At 73.3% G+C, this 22,944-nt stretch carries 17 protein-coding genes; 6 read left to right on the top strand and 11 right to left on the bottom strand.

The genetic code is table 11. From position 1 onward, the window contains the following. From ACZ6IM_RS12890 to ptsP, 3 genes are all read left to right on the top strand, one after another. Nucleotides 1–214: hypothetical protein (locus ACZ6IM_RS12890; protein WP_469556384.1), on the top strand; the 214-nt coding region annotated here is incomplete at its 5' end. 244 nt (nucleotides 215–458) lie between these two features. Further along, nucleotides 459–908, top strand: coding sequence for a PTS sugar transporter subunit IIA (locus ACZ6IM_RS12885; RefSeq protein WP_052837973.1), 450 nt, complete (start codon nucleotides 459–461; stop codon nucleotides 906–908). 86 nt (nucleotides 909–994) lie between these two features. After that, nucleotides 995–2,665 (top strand): phosphoenolpyruvate--protein phosphotransferase, encoded by a 1,671-nt coding sequence (ptsP, locus tag ACZ6IM_RS12880; protein WP_052837993.1) that lies wholly within the window; start codon nucleotides 995–997, stop codon nucleotides 2,663–2,665. Between the two features lie 72 nt (nucleotides 2,666–2,737). Here the strand turns inward: ptsP and ACZ6IM_RS12875 are convergent, their stop codons facing one another. Next, the gene (locus ACZ6IM_RS12875) at nucleotides 2,738–3,640 is read right to left on the bottom strand and encodes a hypothetical protein (RefSeq protein WP_052837970.1); all 903 of its coding nucleotides are present in this window, start codon (nucleotides 3,638–3,640) and stop codon (nucleotides 2,738–2,740) included. Nucleotides 3,641–3,760: 120 nt separating this feature from the next. Then, a complete protein-coding gene (locus ACZ6IM_RS12870) occupies nucleotides 3,761–5,737 on the bottom strand; it encodes an acetoacetate--CoA ligase (protein ID WP_469556379.1) in 1,977 nt (658 codons plus the stop codon). A gap of 213 nt (nucleotides 5,738–5,950) precedes the next feature. On the opposite strand from ACZ6IM_RS12870, the gene ACZ6IM_RS12865 reads away from it, so the two are divergent. Further along, nucleotides 5,951–8,329, top strand: a complete 2,379-nt coding sequence (locus ACZ6IM_RS12865) for a glycoside hydrolase family 31 protein (protein ID WP_469556377.1) — start codon at nucleotides 5,951–5,953, stop codon at nucleotides 8,327–8,329. On the opposite strand, the gene ACZ6IM_RS12860 is transcribed toward ACZ6IM_RS12865, so the two are convergent. Next, nucleotides 8,320–8,856, bottom strand: coding sequence for an NUDIX domain-containing protein (locus ACZ6IM_RS12860; protein WP_052837964.1), 537 nt, complete (start codon nucleotides 8,854–8,856; stop codon nucleotides 8,320–8,322). The two genes, ACZ6IM_RS12865 and ACZ6IM_RS12860, sit on opposite strands and share 10 nt — an antisense overlap. 48 nt (nucleotides 8,857–8,904) lie before the next feature. Next, on the bottom strand, nucleotides 8,905–9,738 hold the full coding sequence (locus ACZ6IM_RS12855) for a M15 family metallopeptidase (RefSeq protein ID WP_052837963.1): 834 nt from the start codon (nucleotides 9,736–9,738) through the stop codon (nucleotides 8,905–8,907). A gap of 150 nt (nucleotides 9,739–9,888) precedes the next feature. On the opposite strand from ACZ6IM_RS12855, the gene ACZ6IM_RS12850 reads away from it, so the two are divergent. Beyond that, nucleotides 9,889–11,514 carry an EAL domain-containing protein gene (locus ACZ6IM_RS12850; protein WP_469556371.1) on the top strand — a complete coding sequence of 542 codons (1,626 nt, stop codon included), beginning with the start codon at nucleotides 9,889–9,891 and terminating at the stop codon, nucleotides 11,512–11,514. Nucleotides 11,515–11,727: 213 nt separating this feature from the next. On the opposite strand, the gene ACZ6IM_RS12845 is transcribed toward ACZ6IM_RS12850, so the two are convergent. The 4 genes from ACZ6IM_RS12845 to ACZ6IM_RS12830 are packed head-to-tail and all read right to left on the bottom strand — an operon-like array spanning nucleotide 11,728 to nucleotide 15,919. Beyond that, nucleotides 11,728–12,333, bottom strand: coding sequence for a GTP-binding protein (locus ACZ6IM_RS12845; RefSeq protein WP_469556368.1), 606 nt, complete (start codon nucleotides 12,331–12,333; stop codon nucleotides 11,728–11,730). Between the two features lie 49 nt (nucleotides 12,334–12,382). Beyond that, on the bottom strand, nucleotides 12,383–12,778 hold the full coding sequence (locus ACZ6IM_RS12840; protein WP_052837960.1) for a DUF742 domain-containing protein: 396 nt from the start codon (nucleotides 12,776–12,778) through the stop codon (nucleotides 12,383–12,385). 10 nt (nucleotides 12,779–12,788) lie between these two features. Next, entirely contained in the window at nucleotides 12,789–13,223 is a 435-nt protein-coding gene (locus ACZ6IM_RS12835) for a roadblock/LC7 domain-containing protein (RefSeq protein ID WP_469556364.1), read from the bottom strand. After that, on the bottom strand, nucleotides 13,220–15,919 hold the full coding sequence (locus ACZ6IM_RS12830) for a sensor histidine kinase (RefSeq protein WP_469556361.1): 2,700 nt from the start codon (nucleotides 15,917–15,919) through the stop codon (nucleotides 13,220–13,222). Before ACZ6IM_RS12830 ends, ACZ6IM_RS12835 begins: the two co-directional genes overlap by 4 nt. Nucleotides 15,920–16,344: 425 nt before the next feature. Here ACZ6IM_RS12830 and ACZ6IM_RS12825 point away from each other — a divergent pair, with 425 nt between their 5' ends. Then, nucleotides 16,345–16,872, top strand: coding sequence for a hypothetical protein (locus ACZ6IM_RS12825; RefSeq protein WP_469556358.1), 528 nt, complete (start codon nucleotides 16,345–16,347; stop codon nucleotides 16,870–16,872). A gap of 59 nt (nucleotides 16,873–16,931) precedes the next feature. On the opposite strand, the gene ACZ6IM_RS12820 is transcribed toward ACZ6IM_RS12825, so the two are convergent. From ACZ6IM_RS12820 to ACZ6IM_RS12810, 3 genes are all read right to left on the bottom strand, one after another. Continuing rightward, on the bottom strand, nucleotides 16,932–19,976 hold the full coding sequence (locus ACZ6IM_RS12820; RefSeq protein ID WP_052837956.1) for a hypothetical protein: 3,045 nt from the start codon (nucleotides 19,974–19,976) through the stop codon (nucleotides 16,932–16,934). Between the two features lie 2 nt (nucleotides 19,977–19,978). After that, the gene (locus tag ACZ6IM_RS12815; protein WP_469556355.1) at nucleotides 19,979–21,826 is read right to left on the bottom strand and encodes an HSP90 family protein; all 1,848 of its coding nucleotides are present in this window, start codon (nucleotides 21,824–21,826) and stop codon (nucleotides 19,979–19,981) included. Nucleotides 21,827–21,915: 89 nt separating this feature from the next. Next, nucleotides 21,916–22,902, bottom strand: coding sequence for a hypothetical protein (locus ACZ6IM_RS12810; protein WP_052837954.1), 987 nt, complete (start codon nucleotides 22,900–22,902; stop codon nucleotides 21,916–21,918). Between the last annotated feature and the right edge of the window lie 42 nt (nucleotides 22,903–22,944).

Raw genomic sequence — 22,944 nt, 5'->3', positions numbered from 1 at the left:
GAGATCCGATCAGGTCGGGGTATCAACATATCTGGCGTTGACTTTTGGCACGCTGTTGAGTTCTCAAGGAACGGACGCTTCCTTTGTACTCACCCGAGAGATTCTCTCGCGGCTTTCCTCCGGGCGCTTCCCTTCGGTGTTTCCAACACTATCAGGCTTTCCCGGTGCTCTTGACCACCGTCCTGCGGACATGCAGAAGGTGATCCAGCGATAGGATCTGATGAGTTGGGTACTGCCGGGGCGAGGACGCCTTGCTGTGCATCGCTCAACCTCAGGCAGGACTAGAGACTGTACACGGGGCCGCAGAACGGGTGCAAATCCGTGAGGAGTGTGGTCTAGACCTCTAATCGGAACACACATGCGGAACCGGTACTTCCTATGACATACCCTGCTGCTCAGTGTGCCGTCCGGGACAGGCAGTGACGGCCCGTACAGATCCCCGCCCTGGGAGGCTTCCCATGACCACCGTCTCGTCCCCGCTCGCAGGACGCGCCATCGGCCTGGCCGCTGTGCCCGATCCCGTCTTCTCCGGGGCCATGGTCGGCCCGGGCACCGCCATCGACCCCGTGCGGGAGCCCTCCGAGGCGGTCGCTCCGGTCGACGGCGTCATCGTTTCTCTGCACCCGCACGCCTTCGTCGTCGTCGACGAGAGCGGGCACGGCGTCCTGACCCACCTCGGCATCGACACCGTGCAACTGAACGGCGAAGGCTTCGAACTGCTCGTGAACAAGGGCGACACCGTCGTGCGCGGTCAGGGCGTGGTGCGCTGGAACCCGGCCGCGGTCGAGGCCGCGGGCAAGTCGCCGGTCTGCCCGATCGTGGCTCTGGAGGCCACCGCCGAGGCGCTCACCGATCTCCGTGAGGACGGCGACGTGAAGGCCGGCGAGAGTCTCTTCCTCTGGAAGTGACGTCAATGCCGTCACACGGCGGCATCGACGGCCGGCAGGACAACCACCGCGGCGGCGGGACCCGCCGCACTATCGGGACGGGTGAGATGGAGACAACGCTGCGAGGCGTCGGCGTGAGCCACGGTGTGGCGATCGGCGAGGTTCGGCACATGGGGACGGCGGTCCTGGAGCCGCCGGCAAAGCAGATTTCGGCCGAGGACGCGGAGCGTGAGCAGGGGCGCGCACGCAAGGCCGTGGAAGCTGTGGCGGCCGATCTGATGGCGCGCGGCAATCTGGCCGGGGGCGAGGCCCAGGCCGTGCTCGAGGCGCAGGCCATGATGGCCCAGGACCCCGAGCTGATGGCGGACGTGGAGCGGCGGATCACCGTCGGGAGCACGGCCGAGCGCGCCGTGTACGACGCCTTCGCCGCGTACCGTGCCCTGCTGGCCGGTGCCGGGGAGTACCTGGCCGGCCGCGTGGCGGACCTGGACGACGTGCGGAATCGTATCGTCGCCCGTCTGCTCGGGGTGCCGATGCCGGGTGTCCCGGACAGCGACGAGCCGTACGTGCTCATCGCGCGGGATCTGGCGCCGGCCGACACCGCGCTGCTCGACCCGACGCTCGTCCTGGGATTCGTCACGGAGGAGGGTGGGCCGACCAGCCACAGCGCGATTCTCGCGCGGGCGCTCGGTGTGCCTGCCGTGGTGGCCCTGCCGGGCGCCGGTGAGCTTCCCGAGGGGACCGTCGTCGCCGTCGACGGCAGCACCGGGGAGGTCTTCGTGAACCCGGGTGAGGAGAAGAAGGCGCGGCTGGCGGCCGAGGCCGCCGAGCGCAAGGCCGCGCTGGCCGCCGCGACGGGGCCGGGTGCGACCTCGGACGGTCACAAGGTGCCGCTGCTGGCGAACATCGGTGGTCCCGCCGACGTGCCCGCGGCGGTCGAGGCCGGCGCGGAGGGTGTCGGCCTGTTCCGGACCGAGTTCCTGTTCCTCGACGACAGCGAGAACGCGCCGTCGGAGGAGAAGCAGGTCACCGCCTACCGCCAGGTCCTGGAGGCCTTCCCGGAGGGCCGGGTCGTCGTGCGAGTACTGGATGCCGGTGCCGACAAGCCGCTGGACTTCCTCACCCCGGGTGACGAGCCGAACCCCGCGCTCGGCGTGCGGGGCCTGCGGACGCTGCTCGACCACCCGGACGTGCTGCGTACGCAGCTGACGGCGCTGGCGAAGGCGGCGGAGGGCCTGCCGGTCCACCTCGAGGTCATGGCGCCGATGGTGGCGGACCGGGCCGACGCCAAGGCGTTCGCCGACGCGTGCCGGGAGGCGGGCCTGCGGGCGAAGTTCGGCGCGATGGTGGAGATCCCGTCGGCCGCGCTGCGGGCGCGTTCCGTGCTGCAGGAGGTCGAGTTCCTGTCGCTGGGGACGAACGACCTCGCGCAGTACACCTTCGCCGCCGACCGTCAGGTGGGCGCGGTGTCCCGGCTGCAGGACCCGTGGCAGCCGGCGCTGCTCGACCTGGTCGCGCTGTCGGCCGAGGCGGCGAAGGCCGAGGGCAAGAGCTGCGGTGTCTGTGGTGAGGCCGCCTCGGATCCGCTGCTGGCGTGTGTGCTGACCGGTCTCGGTGTCACCTCCCTGTCCATGGGTGCGGCGTCGCTGCCGTACGTGCGGGCGACGCTGGCGAAGTTCACGCTGGCGCAGTGCGAGCGGGCCGCGTCGGCCGCCCGGGCGGCCGACAGTGCCGAGGAGGCGCGGAACGCGGCCCAGGCGGTGCTGTCCGGCGAGTAGGGGCCGGATGCGGCTGCCGTTGTCGCTGTGGTGCGGGGCGTTCCACCTTGGGGTGGGGCGCCCCGCACGCGTTCAGTGGTGGTGGTCCGGGGGCAGGCGGTCGTCCCCCAGGTCGGGCGGGGCGCAGTAGTCGACGTTGGATTCCGGGGAGACGAGGTCGCCGGACTCGACGTCGGTGCAGTAGGCGTCGAAGACCTCGGCTGCGGTGAGGGGTACGAGGCCGTATCCGCGCAGGCGCCAGCCGTGGATGCGGTCGGGGCCGTGGGGCGGGCTGACGCGCATCACGAGTCCGCCGGGGCTGTGGGTCGCCAGGCCGAGGGCGAGAACGCTGGTGAACTCCAGGGCCTCGGCCTCGTCGAAGTGCGGGGTGCCGTCGGTGTCCTCGTCGACGAGGAGGGCGGCGACCAAGGTCTCCTCCGGGTGGCCGGAGACGCTGCAGACCAGGTGCCGGCTGCCTGGTGGGGCCGTTTCCAGGACGCGGCCCAGGAGACGGGAGGCGCGGGTGAAGGCGGCCCGGCCGAGGTCCTCGCCGCAGGTGGCGCAGCTGCCGAGGCGGGCGAGCAGGCTCGATGTGTACTCCCAGGTGGCCTGGCGGACGGCTTCGTCGACGAGGGCGGGGAGCAGGTCGGTGAGGGGCTGGCCCTCGTACGGCAGGGTGGGGCCGTGGGCCGCGAGTTCGGCGGTGAAGCGGGCGCGGCTGGCGGGGGCGTCGGCTTCGAGGCCCGCCGCCGTGCAGAAGGCGGCGTACTCCTCCGGGTCGAAGAGCGCGACCGTGGTGTGGGAGCCCTGTGCCGCGCGGGCCCTGAGGAGGGCTTCCACCTGGCGGAGGTATGCGGCGTGGTCGTGGAAGGTGAAGCTGCGGTAGCGCCGCATGGCGCGGAAGTCGTGTTCGTCGGTGAGCAGTCCGATGGTGCCCGCGATTTCACGGCGCAGGACGCGCCGCATCGTCTGGTCGGTCTGGCCGGTGTGCGCCATGTTTCCCCCTGCGCACGGTCGATCAATGCTCACTCACAGTAATCGGCGGCACTGACAACGGCGTCGGGCGGGCGCGGGAGCCGGCCGCCGCGCGGGGCGGCCGGCTCGTCGGTGTCCTGGTCAGGAGCGTTTGCGGGCGAGGTCCTCGTAGAAGTGGAGCAGGTCGAGGTTGTCGATGGAGCCGGGGTTGACGGCCTTGTCCAGCGGGGTGCCCTGAAGGAGGCGCTTGACCGGGACCTCGATGCGTTTGCCGGTCAGGGTGTGCGGGATGCCGGGCACCTCGATGACCTCGTCGGGGACGTGGCGCGGGGACAGGTTGGCGCGGATGGTCTGCTTGATGCGGTCGAGGAGGGTGTCGTCGAGGGCGGCCCCGGGTGCCAGGTGCACGAAGAGGGGCATCCAGTAGCCGCCGTCGGGCTGCTCGATGCCGATGACGAGGGATTCCCTGATCTCGGGGAGCCGCTCGACGGCTTCGTAGATGTCGGCCGAGCCCATGCGGACACCCTGCCGGTTGAGGGTGGAGTCGGAGCGTCCGTGGATGACGACGGAGCCGCGTGAGGTGAGGGTGATCCAGTCGCCGTGCCGCCAGACGCCGGGGTAGGTGTCGAAGTAGCTGTCGTGGTAGCGGCTGCCGTCGGGGTCGTTCCAGAAGCGGATCGGCATCGAGGGCATGGGATGGGTGACGACCAGTTCGCCGACCTCGTCGGTGAGGGGGCTGCCGCTCGGGTCCCAGGACTGCAGGTCGGTGCCGAGGCCGGGGGCCTGGAGTTCGCCGATGTGCACCGGGAGGGTGGGGACGGCGCCCGCGAAGCAGGAGCACACGTCGGTGCCGCCGCTGACGGAGGCGATCCACAGGTCGGCGCCGCTCGCGGCGAACTCGTCGTGCAGCCAGCGGAAGCCGTCGGGCGGGAGCGGTGAGCCGGTGGTGGCGACGCACTGGACGGCGGAGAGGTCCAGGTCAAGGGCCGGGTGGACGTCTGCCTTGCGGCAGGCCATGACGTAGGCGGCGGAGGTGCCGTAGAAGGTGGCGCCGGTGCGTTCCGCGATGCGCCACTGGGCGTCCGTGGCCGGGAAGCCGGGGCTGCCGTCGTAGAGGACGATCGTGGTGCCGGTGAGCAGGCCGGAGACGAGGAAGTTCCACATCATCCAGCCGGTCGAGGTGTACCAGAAGAAGCGGTCCTCGGGGCCGAGGTCGCAGTGCAGGCCGAGCTGCTTGAGGTGTTCGACCAGGATGCCGCCCTGGGACTGGACGATGGCCTTGGGCAGGCCGGTGGTGCCGGAGGAGTAGAGCACCCACAGGGGGTGGTCGAAGGGCACCTGCTCGAAGACGGGCTCCGTGTCCGCGGCGGTCAGGGTCTCCCAGTCCAGCGCGCCGTCGGGGGCCTCGGTGCCGAGGAGCGGGATGTGGATCACCGCACGGAGGGTGGGCAGTTCGCGGCGGAGTTCGGCGACGGTGTCGCGGCGGTCGTGTTCCTTGCCGCCGTAGCGGTAGCCGTCGACGGTGAACAGGACGACGGGTTCGACCTGCTGGAAGCGGTCCAGGACGCTGCGGGCGCCGAAGTCGGGCGCGCACGAGGTCCACACGCCGCCCACGGCGGCGGTGGCGAGGAGGGCGACCACGGCCTGCGGGACGTTGGGGAGGTAGCCGCTGACGCGGTCCCCCGGGCGTACGCCGAGGGCACGCAGTCCGGCGGCGAGGGAGCCGACCTGGCGGCGCAGCTCGGCCCAGGTGACGGGGGTCGGCTCGTGGGTCTCGTCGACGTACAGGAGGGCCGGTTCGTCCGCGCGGGTGGCGGCCGCGCGCAGGGCGTGTTCGGCGTAGTTCAGCGTGGCGCCGGGGAACCACTGGGCGCCCGGCATGGACCGGTCGCCGAGCACGCGCGCGTAGGGGGTCGAGAAACGGACGTCGAACCACTCCGTGACGGCCTTCCAGAAGGCTTCCAGGTCGTCGACGGACCAGCGGTGCAGGGCCGCGTACCCGCCCTCGGCGGGGGCTCCGTGGTGCTCGGCGGCCCAGGTCTGGAACCGGGTGATGCGTGCCTCGGCGATGCGTCGTGCATCCGGCTGCCAGAGCGGCTCGGGGTTCTCGGTCGACATGGGGCGGCTCCCGGACTGTGCGCGTCGTGTGCGTCCTCCGCGCACGGGCTGGGGTGTGCGCGTGACGCGGCTGACAGGGACGATGCCATGTGATCGACTTCCGCACCAGGGCGCGCCCCACATAGTCGGCGACATGAAGATGTGGTTCGGTCACGGGTGAACGGCAGTTGAACGCCGCCCCCGTGCGCGCTGGTCGATGGCAGGGTGAGCAGCATGGACGGTCGTGACCTGGTGCGTTCGATGAAGACGGTCGGTTCCGGAGGCATGGCGCAGGGGTTGCGTACGGTACGGGCGGCGTGGCGCAGGCGGCGTGTCGACGCGGCCGGGCTGCCGCCGCGCGGTGCGGAGCGGGCGCGGGTGCCGGGCCCGATGCGGGAGGTGGAACCCGGGGCCGGCGGCGGTGTCGTCCGGTTCGAACGCTCCGAGCTGCGCGTCCTGGTGGCGGTGAACGGAGCGGTGTTCTGGGGCTGGGACGGGGCCGGCCCGGAGCCTTCGTACGCGTTGGCGGGCCGTTGTCCGGAGCCGGATCCGCGGGCGGTGCTGGAGCCGGACAAGGACGGCGGCTGGCGGGTGGTGGCGGAGCGGGCGACGGTGGCCGTGTCCCGGCACGGCGCGGTCGAGGTGCGTACTCCCGGGGGTGTGGTCCTGCGTCGTGAGCTGCCGCCCCGCTGGTGGGAGCCGGTCGCCGGCGGTCCCACGCGCTGGACCCAGCGGTCCGAGGTGGCGGCGGACGCCCGGTTCTTCGGGCTCGGCGGGCGGTCCGCCGGTCCCCGGCTGCGCAACGGCACGTACCGGCTGTGGAACAGCGGCCCCGCCCTGCCCTTCGCCGCCGCCGAGGACGGGGCGTCCGTCACGATGCCGGTGCAACTGGTGGTGGCGGACGCGGGGACGCACCTGGTCTTCCACGACAACGCGTGGGACGGCACGGTGGCGTTGCGGGAGGGTGAGGAGGGTGCCGGGTCGGGGCACGACCGGCCGGGGCGGAGTGTGCTGCGGATGGACGGCGGTCCGCTGCGGTGCTGGGTGACGGTGGGAACCCCCGCGCGCGTGCTGCTGGCCTGGGCATCGCTGACCGGAGCGCCCGTGCTGCCGCCGGCGTGGGCGCTCGGGCACCATCACGCGCAGGGGGGTCTCGGCGACGAACAGGACCTGAGGCGGGTCGTGGCCGGCCATCAGGAGCGTGATCTGCCTTTGGACGCGGTGCACCTGGGCATCGGGCACGCCGATGCCCAGCGGGTGTTCACGGTCGACGAGGAGCGGTTCCCGAAGCTGTCGGTGCTCGCCGAGGAGCTGCGCAGGGAGGGCGTCCGGCTGGTGTCGGCCGTCGAGCCGGCGGTCCCGGTCGCGCCCGGCAACGCGGTGTACGACGGCGGGACGCGCGCGGACGTGTTCGTGCGGGACGCCACCGGGGCGGTGGTGCGGGGAGTGGGGCGGCCCGGGGACGTGGTCTTCCCGGACTTCACGCACGCGGGTGCGCGCGAGTGGTGGGGCGGGCTCCACGAGGAGCGGCTCGGGCGGGGGTTCGCCGGGGTGTGGCACGACCTGGACGCGCCCACGTCCTTCGCCGCCTTCGGGGAGCCGACGTTGCCGCGGTCGGCGCGGCATGCGCTGGAGGGCAGGGGCGGCGACCACCGGGAGGCGCACAACGTCTACGCGTTGTGCATGGCGCGGGCCGGGTACGAGGGCCTGCGGACGCTGACGCCCGACGAGCGGCCGTTCGTCCTCTCCCGTTCCGGATGGGCCGGCCTGCAGCGCTACGGCGGCGCCTGGTTCGCGGACGTGGCGACGGGCTGGCCGGGGTTGCGGGCTTCGCTGGCGAGGGTGTTGGGGCTCGGGCTGTGCGGGGTGCCGTACACGGGGCCGGAGGTGGGCGGGGCCGACGGGAGTGTGTCGCCCGAGCTGTATCTGCGGTGGTTCCAGCTGGCCGCCTTTCTGCCGTTGTTCCGCACCGCCGCCGGGTCGCGGGCGGGGCGGCGGGAGCCGTGGGAGTTCGGGGCCGAGGTGCTGGAGCACGCGCGCGTGGCGCTCGCCGAGCGGCGGCGGCTGCTGCCGTACTTCGTGACGCTGGCGCACCTGGCCCGGCGTACCGGTGCTCCGTATGTGCGCCCCGTGTGGTGGCAGGCGCCGGAGGACCGGGCGTTGCGGGACTGCGAGGACGCCTTTCTGCTGGGCGACTGTCTGCTGGTGGCGCCGGTGCTGGGTGCCGGGGTGGACCGGCGTGCGGTGCGGTTGCCGCGGGGGCGCTGGTACGACGTGGTGACGGAGCGGGCGTACGAGGGGCCGGCGCAGGTGCTGGTGGACGCTCCCCTCGCGCGCATCCCGGTGTTCGCGCGCGCGGGAGCGGTGGTTCCGGTGCGCGGGGAGGACGGCGCGCCGGAACTCGAGGTGTGGGCGCCCGCGCGGGGGCGGACCGGCGGTGGGCTGGTCGTGCCGGACGCGGGCGACGGCTGGGCGGAACCGGAGATCGAACGGTACGTGTGCCGCTGGGAGGGGCATCGGGTGGTCGTGGAGCGGGAGGGCGAGGACGGTGTGAGCGAGCCGTCCTGCCCCGTCCGCGTCCGGGGGCTCGCGGAGCGCGCGGCTCAGATGTAGCGGCCCTCGAAGAACGCCCGTACGGCCCGGGTGTGGAGCGGGAAGGCCAGCTCTTCCGACCTGCGCAGCAGGTGCCATCCCTCGGTCTCGTCCGTGGCGGTGGAGGGCGGCAGGCCCTCGGCCGGGCGTTCGGGCAGCAGCCCGAAGAGCAGCAGGTGGCCGTCGGGCGAGCTCATGGCGTCGGCGAGCCGTACGTCGCGGCTCGCCGCGTCGATGCCCGTCTCCTCCTTCAGCTCGCGGACGACGGCCTGCCGCCAGTCCTCCCGGTCGTCGACGTAGCCGCCGGGCAGGGCGACGCCCCCGCGCGCGGGGGTCACGGTGCGGGTGATGACGACCAGGGCGGTGCCCTGCGTGTCGTACACGGGCTGGAGAGCCACCGCGACCGGCAGCGGGTTGCGGTAGGCCACGGTGCCGCACGCGGGGCAGGTGCGGGGCCAGCCGGAGACGCCCTCTCCGTAGGGCGATCCGCAGCTCGAACAGTGGGAGTCGGGCGCGGAGTTGGGAACGGAGGTTTCATTTTCGGACACGCGGCGGACTGTATCCGATCAGCGGAGGGGGCGGCTCCGGCAGGCCGGTCAGCGGCGGCCGGCGAGCGACTTCGCGGAGACCGGGAAGTCGAAGTAGGTGTCCGGGTGGGGCTCCGGCTTGTAGGTGAAGTGCCACCACTCCTCGGGGAGGTTCACCAGGCCGGCGTCCTCCAGGGTGTCCTTGAGCAGCAGCCGGTTGGCGCGCTGCACGCCCTGGATGCGGGGGTCGAGGGTGTGCGAGCGGGTGTCGAAGCAGTCGTAGCCGGTGCCCATGTCGACGGAGTTGTCCGGGAAGCGCTCGTTCTGCGGCGCGAAGCAGGGCACCAGGGGCTGTCCGGGGTGGTACGGGCGGGTGGGCCCGGCCGGGAGCCGTACGAGGGTGAGGTCCATGGTCGAGCCCCGGCTGTGGCCGGACTTCTCCGCGATGTAGCCGTCGGCGAACAGGCGGGTCTTGTCCACGTCCGGGTAGAACTCGGCCTTCATCTCCTGGTCGTCGAGGTCTTCGGCCCACCGCACGAAGTGGTCGACGGCGCGCTGGGGCCGGTAGCAGTCGTACACCTTGAGGGAGTAGCCCTGGCGCAGCAGCCGGGTCTGGGCGCGGTGGAGGGCTTCGGCCGCCGGGCGGGTGAGGATGCACAGGGGCTGCCGGTAGCCGTCGACGGGCTCGCCGACGAAGTTGTGCGCGGTGACGTAGCGCATCTCCTCGATGATCGTCGGGTCGACGCTCCGCAGGGCGACGAAGTCCTCCGGGGCCCTCGGTTCGGGCCGGGGCTGCGCGGGGGCGGGGGCTGCCGTGGCGGGGAGCGCCGGGAGGGCGGTAACGGCGAACAGGGCGGCGACGGTGGTGACCAGGCCGCGGAGCGCGGTGGAGAGTCGTGTCATGTTCCCTGCATCTATCAGGGCGGGGCTCCGTGGGGGAAGTGGGCGGACCCGCGACTCGCCGGGGCACACGTTGCGTGAGCGGGTCGGAATCCTGCGTGAACGTCGCGTGAACTGGGCCCGGGCGGTAGGCCGTCGCGCCATCCTGCTCCCGTGCGCTCCTGGACGGACACTCTCCGCTTCGCCTTCCAACCGGTGGTCAACCTGATGACCGGCGGGGTCGCGGCGCTGGAGATACTGGCCCGGCCGGAGACCGGCGACGTGCTCGCCGAGGCGCGACGCGATCCCGAACTCGACGGTCTGCTCGCGGTGTCGGCGCTGCGTGCTGCGGTGCGGCGGGAGACGCTCCTGCCGCTGCACGTCAACGTGTTCGCGGGCACGCTCGCCGACCTCGGTGGTCTCCAGCCCCTGCACGACGCCGTGCGCGAGGCGGGCCGGCTCCCGTGGGAGGTGACGCTGGACGTGTGTCCGCCCTACACGCACGTGCCGCGGCGGGCCCTGCTCGACGCGGTGGCCGAGCTGCGGCGGCAGGGGTTCCGGATCTCGGCGGACGGGGTCGGGGACGGGGACGCGCCGTTGCGGCTGCTGACGGATCTGGCGCCGGAGCTGGTGAAGCTCGACGCCTCGCTGCTGGCGCGGCCGGCGGCCGTGCGGGCGATGCGGGTGCTGTGCGAGGAGTCGGGCGCGCTGCTGTCCGTCGAGGGGGTGGAGACGGAGGCGCAGTGCGCCGTCGCGCGGGCGGCGGGGGCGCAGCTGGCGCAGGGTGAACTGTTCGCTCCGCCCGCGCGGCTGCCCACGGTGGACGTGTACGTTCCGCCCGGCTCCCCCGGTCTCGGGCCGGCGACCAGGTCGGGGCCGTCGGTACGGCAGTTCGTCAGGCCGGCCGCGCTGTTGCCGGCGACGGCCTCGGCGGGGCGGGTGCGGGCGCTGCTGACCGGGTCGCCCGACGTGTCCGGGGTGCTGCTCGTGGACCGGGACGGGGCTCCGGTGCGTTCGGTGCACCGCTCCCGCTTCCTGCTGTCGATGTCGGGGCGCTACGGACACGCCCTGTACGCCGACCGGCCGGCCGCCAAGCTCGGCGACCCGCCGCGCACGGTGGGCATCGAGGCGACGGCCTGGGAGGTGCTGGACGTGGTGGCCGTCGGCGGCCCGCACCGCACGTCGGACGACGTGGCCGTCGTGGACGCGCGCGGGCGGTGCGTGGGGGTCGTGCGGCTCGCGGACCTGGTGCGGGCGCTGGCGGAGAGCCGGGTGGAGGAGGCGGCCGGGCTCAATCCGCTGACCCGGCTGCCCGGTTCGGACGCGATCACGGCCGAGGTGGACCGGCGCATCGCTGCCGGGCGGGCGTTCGCGCTGAGCTGGCTCGACGTGGACGGGTTCAAACAGGTCAACGACGACGCCGGGTTCGCCGCGGGCGACGAGCTGATCCGGGCGGTCGGGCGGGCCCTGCTCCGGGCTGCGGACGGGGAGACGCGGGTGGGGCACATCGGCGGTGACGACTTCCTGGTGCTCACCGATCCGGAAGGGCTGGATCCGCTGGCCGCCTCGGTGCTGGACGTGCCGTGGTCGGCCGGTGGCCGGCCCGTGACGCTGTCCCTGGCGACGGTCCTGTGCGCGCCGGGCAGTGTGCCGGACCACCGGCGGGCGGCGGCCCGACTGGCACCGTTGAAGCAGGCGGCGAAGGCGTTGCGCGGGGCGAGTTGGGTGCTGGGGCGGGCGGACGTAGCGAGTCACGAGGTCCGGCGCGGCACCGACCGGACGGCGGCTCCGGCGGGCTGAACGGCCGACCACGACCGCTGACGGACCTGGGGACGGCGTCGGTGCGCGACCGCGAGTACCGCAACTGGCGCAGGGCGGTGGAGAGGAGCTTCGGCCGGACGGGGGACGGCGACGCCGGCTAGCCCTTCGGGTGACGGCCGCTCACGTGATGTCCGCCGCTCACGTCGTGTCCGCCGCTCACGTGGAGTCCGCCGCTCATGTGACGTCCGCCGCTCATGTCGTGACGGTCCGGCGGCGGTCGGCCGCCTGGGTCATGGCGTGCTGGACGACGCCGATGAGTACCTCCTTGACGGACTCCCGGTCCCGGGCGTCGCACATCACCAAGGGTACGTACTCGTCGAGGTCGAGGGCCTGGCGGACGGTCTCGGCCGGGTAGCGCGCCCACCCCTCGAAGCAGTTGACGCCGACCACGAACGGGATGGAGCGCCGCTCGAAGTAGTCGACCGCGGCGAAGCAGTCCTCCAGGCGCCGGGTGTCGGCCAGCACGACGGCGCCCAGCGCGCCCTCGGACAGCTCGTCCCACATGAACCAGAACCGCTCCTGGCCCGGCGTGCCGAAGAGGTACAGCACCAGGTCCTCGCGCAGGGTGATCCGTCCGAAGTCCATGGCGACGGTGGTGGTGTGCTTGCCCTCCACCCCGCTCACGTCGTCGACGGGCCGCCCGGCCTCGGTGAGCAGTTCCTCGGTGCGCAGCGGTCTGATCTCGCTGACCGCGCCGACGAGGGTGGTCTTGCCCACACCGAACCCGCCGGCCACCAGGATCTTGAGCGTGACGGGCTCGACCGGCGGCTTGCCGCGCTGGGAACGCCCGAAGATCATCGATCTCTTCTCCTCAACATGCCGCCGCCCGACGTGCCCGGGGGCCGGCTCACAGTGCCCTCAACCCGCTGATCACGTCGCGCAGAATGTTCTCGTCCGGCAGCTCGGCCGGGGGCACGGGCCGGTTGACGTGGACGAGTTCGATGTCCACGAGGTCGCCGACCAGGACCCGCACCACCCCGACGGGGAGGTCGAGTTCGGCGGCGAGTTCGGCGACGGACTGCGGCGAGTCGCGGCACAGGCCGACGATGTCCACGTGCTCCGGGGAGAGGGTGACGTCCGCCTCGGGATCGTCCGCGTGGGGTTCCGTGACGACCACCGCGATCAGGTCGAGGCGGTGCTGGGCCGCGCTGGTGGTGCGGCCGCGCGTCATGGCGTACGGACGGACGACGGGGCCGGCCTCGTCGTCGAACCAGTGGTTTCTTCCCTGACCGTCTGCGCTCATGTCATCCCACTTACCCGCCCGAGGGCAGATCGGTGCGCGGCGCGGTGCCCAGGTGCACGCCGACCCGCTTGACGAGCAGGGTCATCTCGTAGGCGACCTGTCCGACGTCCGAGTCGGCGTCCGACAGGACGGCCAGGCAGCCGCCGTCGCCGGCGGCCGTGACGAACAGGAACGCCTCGTCGAGTTCGACGACCGTCTGCCGGACGCTGCCCGCCTCGAAGTGCCGGCCCACGCCCTTGGCGAGGCTGTGGAACCCGGACGCCACGGCGGCCAGGTGCTCGCTGTCCTCCCTGGTCAGGTCCTTGGACACACCCGTCGCCAGGCCGTCCCCGGACAGGACGACGGCCTTGCGGATGCTCGCGACACGGTCCACCAGGTCGTCGAGGAGCCAGTTCAGCTCCCCGGACTTGGTCGCGGTGTGGCCGGTCGCCTTCGGTGCGGTCATCGACCGTCCCCCTTAGTCGTTCCTCGTGGTGCTGATGGTGCTGTGCCGCCGGGCGGGTCGTCACCCGCGGCGTTCTCCTTGCGGCCGCGCTGCCAGCCGCGCTGGAGCGAGGCCATACGGCTGCGTACCTCGTCGGCGTCTCGGTCGGCGGGGTCGGAGCGGTCCTCGGTGGCCGGTTCGGGGCTCTGCCTGAGCTGGGGGGCCAGGCTGGCCTGCCGTACGCGTCGGGGCAGCGCGCCGGCCTCGGCGTTCGCGGCCGGGTCGGCCTCGCGTGCGGCGGGCGTGTCACCGCTGCGGCCGGCTGTGGGGCCCGCGGTGCGGTCGGCGGTGCCCGCGCCCCGACGGCGGGCGGGCAGTGCGGGGAGTTCGTCGGCGGTGTCCCGGGCGGTCCGTTCGGGGACCGGGCGTCCGTGCGAGCTGACCAGCTTGGGGGTACGGCGGCGGGGCAGCGCGACCGGTGCGTTCGCCTCGGTTCCGTCCTCGGCGTCCGGCTCGTCACCGTGCCGGGACTCGGGGCGCCGCGGTCCGGTGCGGTGGGCGGCCTGGTCGTCGTCGGCCGCGGCCAGGGAGCGGCGGGGGCGGAACAGGCCGCCGCGTTCGCTGTCGTCGTCGAGCGTGCCCGGGAGGCCGTCGAGGGCGTCCAGGTCGACGGGCGCCTCCAGTTCGACCGGGCCGTCCAGAAGCGCGGCCGGGCGCTCCGTGAGTCGTGCGGGCACGTGGGCGGAACGGCGGCTGTCCTCCCGCTGCTTCTCCTTGACGTGCTGGGGGCGGTCGAGGCGGAAGCCGACGCCGTTGGTGTCCGGGGCGTCGTCGGTGAGCAGCGCGTCGGGGACGAAGACGACCGCGGTGGTGCCGCCGTACGGCGAGGGCTGCAGGGATACCCGGACGTTCTGCCGCTGGGCGAGCCGGCTGACCACGAACAGGCCGAGCCGGTCGGTGTCGGACAGCTCGAACTCGGGGGTCTCGGCCAGCCGGAGGTTGGCGTCGAGCAGGGCGTCGGCCGCCATGCCGAGGCCGCGGTCGTGGATCTCCAGGGTGAAGCCGTTGGCGACGCGCTCGCCCAGCACCTGCACCGCGGTGTGCGGCGGCGAGAACACGGTGGCGTTCTCCAGGAGTTCGGCCACCAGGTGGGTGAGGTCGGCGACCGCGGGTCCGGTGACCGCGACGCGCGGCAGCCTGCGGACCTCGATGCGCTCGTAGTCCTCGACCTCGGCGACGGCGGCCCGCACCACGTCCATGAGCTGGACGGGCTTGCGCCACTGCCGGGAGGGTGCCGCGCCGGAGAGGATGACCAGGCCCTCGGCGTGCCGGCGCATCCGGGTGGTCAGGTGGTCCAGACGGAACAGGTCGGCGAGTTCCTCGGTGTCCTCGGTCCTGCGTTCCATGGTGTCGAGCAGGGTCAGCTGCTTGTGCAGGAGCACCTGGCTGCGGCGCGCGAGGTTGACGAAGACCTCGGAGACACCCGCGCGGAGTTCGGCCTGTTTGACGGCGGCTTCCACGGCGGCCCGCTGGAGGGTGTTGAGGGCCTGCCCGACCTCGCCGATCTCGTTCCGGTCGTACTCGAGGCGCGGCACCTCGGTCTCGACGTCGACCTCCTCGCCCGCCGACAGGCGGCGCATCACGCTGGGCAGGCGGACGCCGGACGCCTCGTGAGCCTCCAGGCGCAGCTGCTTGAGGTCGCGGATGAGGGAGCGGCCGATGCGGACGGACAGGAAGAGGGAGTACAGCAGGGCGATCAGACCGAGCGCCCCCGCTACGACGGCCTTGGCGATGGTGCTGGTGGCGACCGGGTCGACACGGTCCTGGTAGCGGTCGGCGGCGTCGTCGTCGAGTTCGCCGAGTTCCTTGAGGACGTTCCCGGCCGCGGTGTCCCAGCTCTGGGCGGTGACTCCGCTCGGTGTGCCGGTGTCGGAGGAGACGGCGGCCTGTTCGGCGACCCGGAGCGGGGCTGAGGAGGCGTTCTTCCAGAAGCGCTGGTAGCGGCCGCGTTCGGTGGCGGGCAGCAGCGGCAGGTTGATGTCGTACATCACGGTGCGCTGCGCGACGAGGTCGGAGACGTCCCGGATCTCGGTGCGGGTGAGCCGCCCGGTGACCAGGGCGGAGCCGAGGAGGGCATCCTCGCGGGAGAGGAGTTCGCGGGCGCGGGAGACGTTGACGAGCGCGCGGTACTGCTTGTCGAGGCCCACGTCGTCGACGACGTTGAGGTTGGCGAGCAGGTCGTGGCAGGGGTCGACCAGGCGGTTGTAGAGGCCCAGGGCCTGGGCGCGGTCGACGGTCCCGTCCTCGACGCTGCGGCGCAGGGAGCCGAGGCCGTCGAAGGCGTCCAGCACGGCGGTGAGCCGTTCTTCCCCGGCCTGGCCGAGGTCGTCCCGCACGTCGGCGTCGGCGGCGTTGCGGCGGATCTCGGCGACGGCCTCGTCGGTGGCGGTACGGCTGCGCTGCAGGGCGGCGAGCCCGTCGGAGGCGCGCGGGTCGGCGAGGTGGACCAGGGTCTGGCGGCGTTCCTGCTGGAGGACGCGGACGGTGTCCTCGACCGGGTAGCCGATCTCCTCGACGACGGTGGAGACGCTGAACAGCCGGGCCGCCTCACGGCCCGTCAGCACCGTGGCGAAGGCCCAGATCGCGGTCAGGGACACCAGCGGCACGAGGAGCAGCGCCACGATCTTCCGGCGGATCGACTTCCCGCGAAAGCGCATGGCCTCCCCCAGCTCGACCCCCAACGTCGGGGGTACACATGTGCGTCAACAAACGGCGCGAGCCTACTACTGACGCACAGGTAACTCGAAGACCCGTCCGGAGGCCGAACTTCCGCACCGGGGGTCGGCGATGGTCAGTTGTCCGGTCATTGCGGGAGATTGCCTCCCGGGATCGGCCGAGGGACAGGAGATCGTCGTGACGGCATGACGGGCGGATTGGCCGAAATTATTCGACTGCGCGGGATTTCCGGGAATCTTGGAGACCCGCCGTTCGTCCTTCACTACGGGAAACGGAGGCGGAATCGGCCACAGGAGCCGCATCCCGCCCACGGGCGGCGTAAAGCAGCGCAAGCCGGGCAGCCAGAGGGGAGCCGTGCCTTCGGACACGGACGAGCTGTCTGCTGGCGGTGGGGAGTGACATGTTGATGAGCACGGCGGAGCGGCGCGGTGCGCGCGCGGACGAAGGTGCGGCCGAGGTGACCGCACCGGTGGCCCCCAAGGCGCCGGATCGCGACATTCCGGCTTCCGGGCCGGAGACCCGGGCGGGCCAGCGGAAGTCGGGATACCGGCCGTTGTGGCACGAGGAGCCCGCGCGGCGCCGCCGGATGCCCGATCCGGTGCGTACGGCGGCCGTCCGTGCGGTGCTGGTCGTCGCCGTGACGCTGATACTGGCGATGGTGGCCTTCCTGTGCACGCTGGCGGAGTCCTGGCTGGCGTTCCCGATGGTGCTCGCCAGTGTGGCGGGCACGGTGGTGGCCACCTGGGGCGTGCTGGACGTGTGGGTGACCCGGCAGGTGTGGAACCAGCGGCACGGTGTCGTGTCGGTGCCGAGCAGCACCGCGCGGGCCATGCGCCGCGAGCGTCGCCGGGCGCGGCGTCAGGCCCGGGCCGCCGAGCGGGGCCAGGAGCGGATAGGCCGGCGGGGCGGCGCGGGACAGCTGTCGCATCCCTGAGCGGCCGGGCGGCGGGCGCCCGGCCGGCTCCGGCATCCGCCGCTCCCCCGACGCTCCTCTTACTCCTCGTCGCGCAGCCGGGCGGCGAGTGACGTCAGTGGCTCGGTCTCCTCGGTGTGCCCCAGGGCGGTCAGGCGGGCGACGGCCGCGTCCAGGCGGGCGAGGGCGGGGGCCGGGCGTTCCAGGTAGACGCCCTCCATGGCGGCCGCGAAGCGGACGCACTCGGCCCACTCGCCGGCCCGGTCGTTGTCCGGCCCCGGCTCGCCGACCAGGGCGAGGGCCTTCTCCAGGGCGGCCAGGGCGTCCTCATAGGCGTCGGCGTAGGCGTTGACCCTCCCGTACTCGTAGGCCAGCGCGGAGTCCAGGGGGCGTCCGTGGGCCTCGTACCCGGCGGCACGGGCCCCGTCTGCGACCCGGCCCGCGTCGGCGAGGAAGGCGAGCGCCCCGGCCAGGCCGTCGGCGCCCTGCTGCTGGGCCTGGAGGCGGGCCAGTTCGCGCAGGCAGTTGCTGAGCGCTTCGTGGCGCGGGTCGCGGGCGTGGGCGGCCAGCGCCTGGTCGGCCGCCTCTCGGGCCCGGTCGAACTCACCTGCTTCGGCGAGGAGTACGGCCGTCTCCGCGGCGATCATGGCGTGGCTTCCCGGGTCGTCGTCCCAGCCGGCCGACTCGGCCGCGAGGGCGAGGAACTCCGCCGTGGCGGCCTTGAGGTCCTCCCCCGCGCGCAGCGCCCGGGCGCGGGTCAGGCGCAGCTGGGCGACCAGCCGGTCGTCCTGCTCTCCGGCGGCGACGTCCGGTTCGGCCAGCAGGGAGTCGAGCAGGGCGATGCAGTCCTCGACCCGGCCCAGGTCGAGGCTGAGCGTGGCTGCGTTGCTGTAGGCGCAGTACGCGTCGAAGCGGTCGCCGCGCCGGAGGTTCAGCTCCGCGGAGCGGGTCAGGTGCCGCAGTGCCTCGTCGGGACGGCCCAGGTGCATGCAGGCTTCGGCGAGGTCGCCGTGGAGACGGGCGGTGTCGACGGCGTCGGCCGGCCAGTCGGCGGCCAGGCGCAGCGCCTCGCCCAGGTCCGCGTGGGCGGCCTCCGCGTCCTGGGCACCGAGCCGGAGCCGGGCGCGCAGTCCCAGCGCACGGGGCAGGTGCCAGGCGGGTCCGTGCGCTCTCAGCCGGTCCAGGAGCGCGTCGGTCTCGGCGACCGCGGCGGGCAGGTCGCCGGAGAGCGCGAAGGTGGTGGCCCGCAGTATCAGGGCACCGGCGATCTGCCCGAGGACGTCGTGCCGGGTGGCGAAGTCGAGCAGCAGGCCGATCTCGTCGAGGACGGCGGCGACGTGAACGTCGCTCCGGGACGCCTGAAGGCGCAGGCCCAGCGCGGTGGCCCTGAGCCGCAGCAGCCGTGCCTCCTGGTACGGCGCCAGGCCGGACGACTCCTCGTGCAGGCGGACCATGGCCGCGTGGGCGGCGGTCAGCGCGGCGGCCTCGCCCGGGGTCTCGTCGCCGCCGCCGCCCGGAACCGGGGCCGGGGCCTGGGCCCCGGCTCCGGCGGCAGGCACGGTCCCGGGCACCGCGGACTCCCGTTCGGGAGCACCCACGACGGCCGCGGAGGCCCGGGGCGGGATCTGGGCGGTGGCGAGGAGGGCATGGGCCCGGGCGAGTGCGGCGTGGGCCGGTGTGCCGGCGTCGTCGTAGAGGCCTGCGGCCTCCTCGTACAGGGCGGCCGCCCCGGTGAAGTCGTCCCTCTCGCCCAGCCGGCTTCCCTCGTCGGCCAGCAGGTCGGCGCGCAGCCGGGCGAGCGGGCCCACGGCCGGGTCGTCGGGGTGCGTGTAGTCACGGGCGGTGACACGGGTACGCAGTTCCGTCCAGCAGGCCCGCGCGTCCGGGTGCCCCTGTTCGTCCAGTGCCCGTGCCCGGGCGACCAGTTCGGGCAGCGACTCGGGGAAGGCGGCGGCCGTACGGGCGGCGGGAGCGGCGACCGGGGCGCCGGGGGCCACCTCGTCGAGGTGGCGGGTGCGCAGGGTCAGTTCCAGCGCCTGAACGAGCGGGGCGCGGTCGAGGCGGGTGCGGCGGCGCTCCGTGTGGGCCGTGGTGCCGTTGCGGGCGTCGAAGCGGGCGGCGAGGCCGTCGGCGCGGCCGTGCACCTCGGCGCGCAGACCGGTCACCGTCCAGGTGCGGCCCGGGTAACCGGCGGCGGGCAGTTCGCCGTGGCCGAGCTGTTCGACGCGCTGGAGGAGGACCTCGACGCCGGTGAGGAAGTCGAGGAGCTCGAGCGGCGAGTCGACCTCGTCGAACAGGTTCCGGTTCTCGGCGAGCAGTTCCAGCCCGCGTGCCTCGTTGCCGGTCAGCGCGCAGAACTCCAGGTGGCGGCCGACCTCGCCGGACATCGAGGGGTTGCGGCGGCAGCCGCGGTATCCGGCGAGGTGCAGCTGACGGGCCCGGTCGGTGTGGCCGGCGCGCAGCAGGGGCAGCAGGGCGTGGGCGATGGAGCGGGCGGGTTCCTCCTGGCACGACTCCTTGCCGGCCAGGACGGGCTCCCAGGTGCGCAGCGCCCGCTCGTCGTCGCCCGACGCGAGGTGGTACAGGGCGCGTTCGCAGATTTCGCAGGCCTCGCAGTCGCTGAGCCGGGTGCGCGTGCGACCGGCCCACAGCTCGAATGCGGGGGCCTCGTCCTCGCCGACGTGGGCGGCCAGCCGGTAGGCCTGCCCGTAGTAGGGCTGGAGGCCGAGACCGGCCTTCTCGTACCGGTCGCGCATCTCGGTCAGCCACTGGCGCAGGCTCGTCAGCGGTATCTCCGGCAGCGCGCGCAGGGCGGCGGCCACCCACTTGAACCGCCAGAACACCAGGTGGCGCAGGTTCTCGTCGAAGACGTCGGGCTGCTCGTCGAAGAGGGTGAGCAGTCGGGCGAAGGCCACGGGCGACTTGCGGGGCTCGGAGCCGTACGTGTACGCCTCCTGGAGTTCGAGCAGCGCGCGGACGAGAGGGAGGGGCTCCTCGAACTGCTCGGCGGCGTCGACGAGTTCCTCCGCCGTGACGGTGCGCGTACGGCCGTAGGGGCGCCGCTGGTTCGCCTGGAGCGCCTCGTACAGCTCGTCGATGCTCTGGGGGTGGGGTGCGGTGGGCATCGTCAGTTGTCCTTGCGGAGGGCGTGGGCGAGGAGGTCGAGGAAGGAGCGGTTGATGAGGCTCGACTCGGCGGGCCTGAGCGGGCGCCGGGACAGCAGTGCCGCCTGCCCGTAGAGGGCTTCGGCGCTGGTGCGGGCCAGTTCGGGCTCGTCGATGGCGACCGCGGTGCGGACCAGCGGGTTGAGCTGGTTGAGGATGAGCTGGGCGCGCGGGGCCTCCTGGCGCAGGGCGCCGAGGATGTCGCCCCACAGGCCGCCCTCCTGCTCGCGGGCGAGCTGGGAGCGGGTGCGCTCGTGCCGGGCCTCGCGGCTGTCGACGAGGAGGGCGGGAGCGGAGGCGGGCTGGAAGGTGCGCAGCGCGACGTCGCAGTCGAAGACGGCCAGGGCCTCGCGGGCGCGGGCGAGGTAGGCCGCCGCCGCCAGTTCCGTCTCCCGGTCGACCGGGTCGAGGTGCGCGGTGAGGGTCGCCGGATCGAGGTCGGCGACGCTGGTCTCCGGCCTGATCTCGGGCAGCCGGTGGACCAGTTCGCGGTCGTAGGTGTAGCCGCCGTTGACGACGCCGAGCCCGGCCGCCGAGGCGATCGCCGCGACCTGCCGGAACTCCTCCACGCTCGATGTCACGAGCACGGTGCCGTGGGTGCGGGCGAACTCGTCGAGGGTGGTGTGCCCGTCGGTGGTCTCGAACGGCAGCCAGGGCAGCAGCATCCGCAGGATCTCGTCGTCGTGCACGGCGAGCGACTTCACGGCCAGGTGGTGGGCGTGGAGGAAGCGGGCGAGCAGGTCGGGGTCGCTGGCGGCGGCCCGGGCGATCCAGGCGCGCAGCCGCTCGGCGAGGGCGTCGCGGACCGCGGCGAGGGTGTCGTCCTCGTACAGGGACTCGCGGGAGGCCGTCGGGCGCAGGCTCTCGGCGTCGACGACGCAGCGGACGAAGAACGCCCACTCGGGCAGGATCTCGTCGGCCTGTTCGGACAGCAGCATGCCTTTGACGTGCACGCGGTGGCCGTGGCGCCGTCCGGCCGGTACCGCCTGCGGCAGTACGCACGCGATGCCCTTCAGGCCCACGGCCGGCAGGTCCAGTTCGATGGTGTCCAGCGGTTTGAACCCGAAGACCTCCTCGCCGTAGGCGGCCAGGGCGCGGGAACGGGCCCCCGGGGTGGGGTAGGTACGCGCCCAGGGCGCGGGCTCGGGGTTGACGGCGGCGCCCGTGCCGCCCGTGCCGTCGTCGAAGGTCACGGGGTGCCGCAGCAGGGAGCCGAAGTGCCCGGCCAGCGCCCGCACCTGCGTCGGCCGGGTCCACTCGCCGGCGTCGGCGCGGGGTGTCAGCGTGACGGTGGTGCCGGGCCGGGGCCGGGCGGAGGGGCGCAGGGTGCGGATGGTGTAGCTGCCGTCTCCGCGTCCGCGCCACTCCACGGCGGGTGCGTCGGGGGTGCGGGCGGAGCGGCTCACGACGTGGATCTCGTCGGCGACCAGGAAGCAGGAGAGCAGTCCGATGCCGAACTGGCCGATGAAGTCGCCGCGTTGCTCGGCGACCTGCTCGGCACGCTTGCTGCTGCGCCCGATCGTGGCGAGGAAGGTGTGCACGTCGGCCTCGGTGAGGCCGACGCCGTCGTCCTCGACCCGGACGACCGAACCGTCGGCGTACAGCCGGATCCCGAAGGCGCCCGCGGGGGCGGCCGGTTCGAGGGTATGCCGGGCGGTCAGCGCGTCCACCGCGTTCTGCAGGAGTTCGCGCAGGTAGACGCGGGGGCTGGAGTAGAGGTGGTGGGAGAGGAGGTCGACGAGGCCGCGCAGGTCCACCTGGAAGGTGCGGTCGGCGCCGACCGGGTTCGTAGGAGCGTCGGGCAGGGTCATCGGGCAGTCCCGGGGTGGCGTGATGAAGAGGTGAGGTGCGGAGGGCGCCGGGATGGCGGCCCAGTGGGGCGGAGTGCGGCCGGGCCGGCTCAGGCGTGGCGGCGGAAGCGGGCGTACGCCTTCTCCGGCTGGGCCATGTAGCGCCAGGGCCACGGCGTGCAGGCGCCGCCCAGCTCGTGGAAGACCCGCGGGGCGACGACGCTCTCCGAGGCCAGCGACAGGGCCATGGCGAAGGTGTTGAAGTCCTGCTGCCAGCCCGGGCGTCGCTCGTAGGCGGGGTGGAGGATGCTGTGCCTGGCCGCGTCGCGCAGCTCGGTCTGGATGTAGGGCAGGTCGAGGCAGCTCGGGCTGTCCGACTCCACCCAGTCCTCGATGTGGGCCATGGCCACCACGCAGCCGAGGCGGTGTCCCTCGGGCGCGCGGGTGAACGCCTCGCGGGCGTACGTCATCGCCTCCCCCGGTTCGCCGCCCCAGCGGGGCTGGAGCTGGGACACCCGCTCCAGGTGGGTCTCCAGGTCGAGCGGGTCGCGGCGCAGCGCGGCCTCGTACCGGGTCCGTTTGACGTCGTCCGGCAGCGACATGCCGCGGGCGGAGGTGAGGAGGCGGCACCAGGGGGTGACCCAGTCCGGCCGCAGCTCGGCGGCGAGCAGCAGCTGTTCCTCGGCGATCTCGAGCCGTTCGTGGAAGAGGCGCCACTGCTCCCGCGTGACGTTCACGGCGCGATCGGCGGTCCGCGCCTCCCAGCCCCAGGCGATGTGGCGGGCCCCGGATATCAGCAGCGCGGTCGCCCGGTGCTCGGCGTCCTGCTCGACGGCCCGGCCGATCCAGTCCTGCACCCCGCCCAGATCGGCCAGCTCGCCGAGCACCTGGTGGTCCCGGCCGAGGTCGAACGGGGCCAGGGCCGCCTTCACTCCGTTCCAGTCCCCCGCGTCGGCCGCCTCCACCAGCGCCAGCACCCGCGTGTCACCGAGGGCGCGCACCGGGTACGTACCGTTCCTGCGGCCGCGCGGGGCGGGAAGGGCGTGCGGATCAGCCGCCGGTCTCTCCCCCGCCTTGCCGAACAGCTTGCCGAGCATGTCGCGCCCTCCCCAGGTGCCGCTTGATCAACTGGAGCAGCA

The organism is Streptomyces sp. NPDC042336, assembly GCF_055581985.1.
This window is presented reverse-complemented; position numbering and strand designations above follow the sequence as displayed.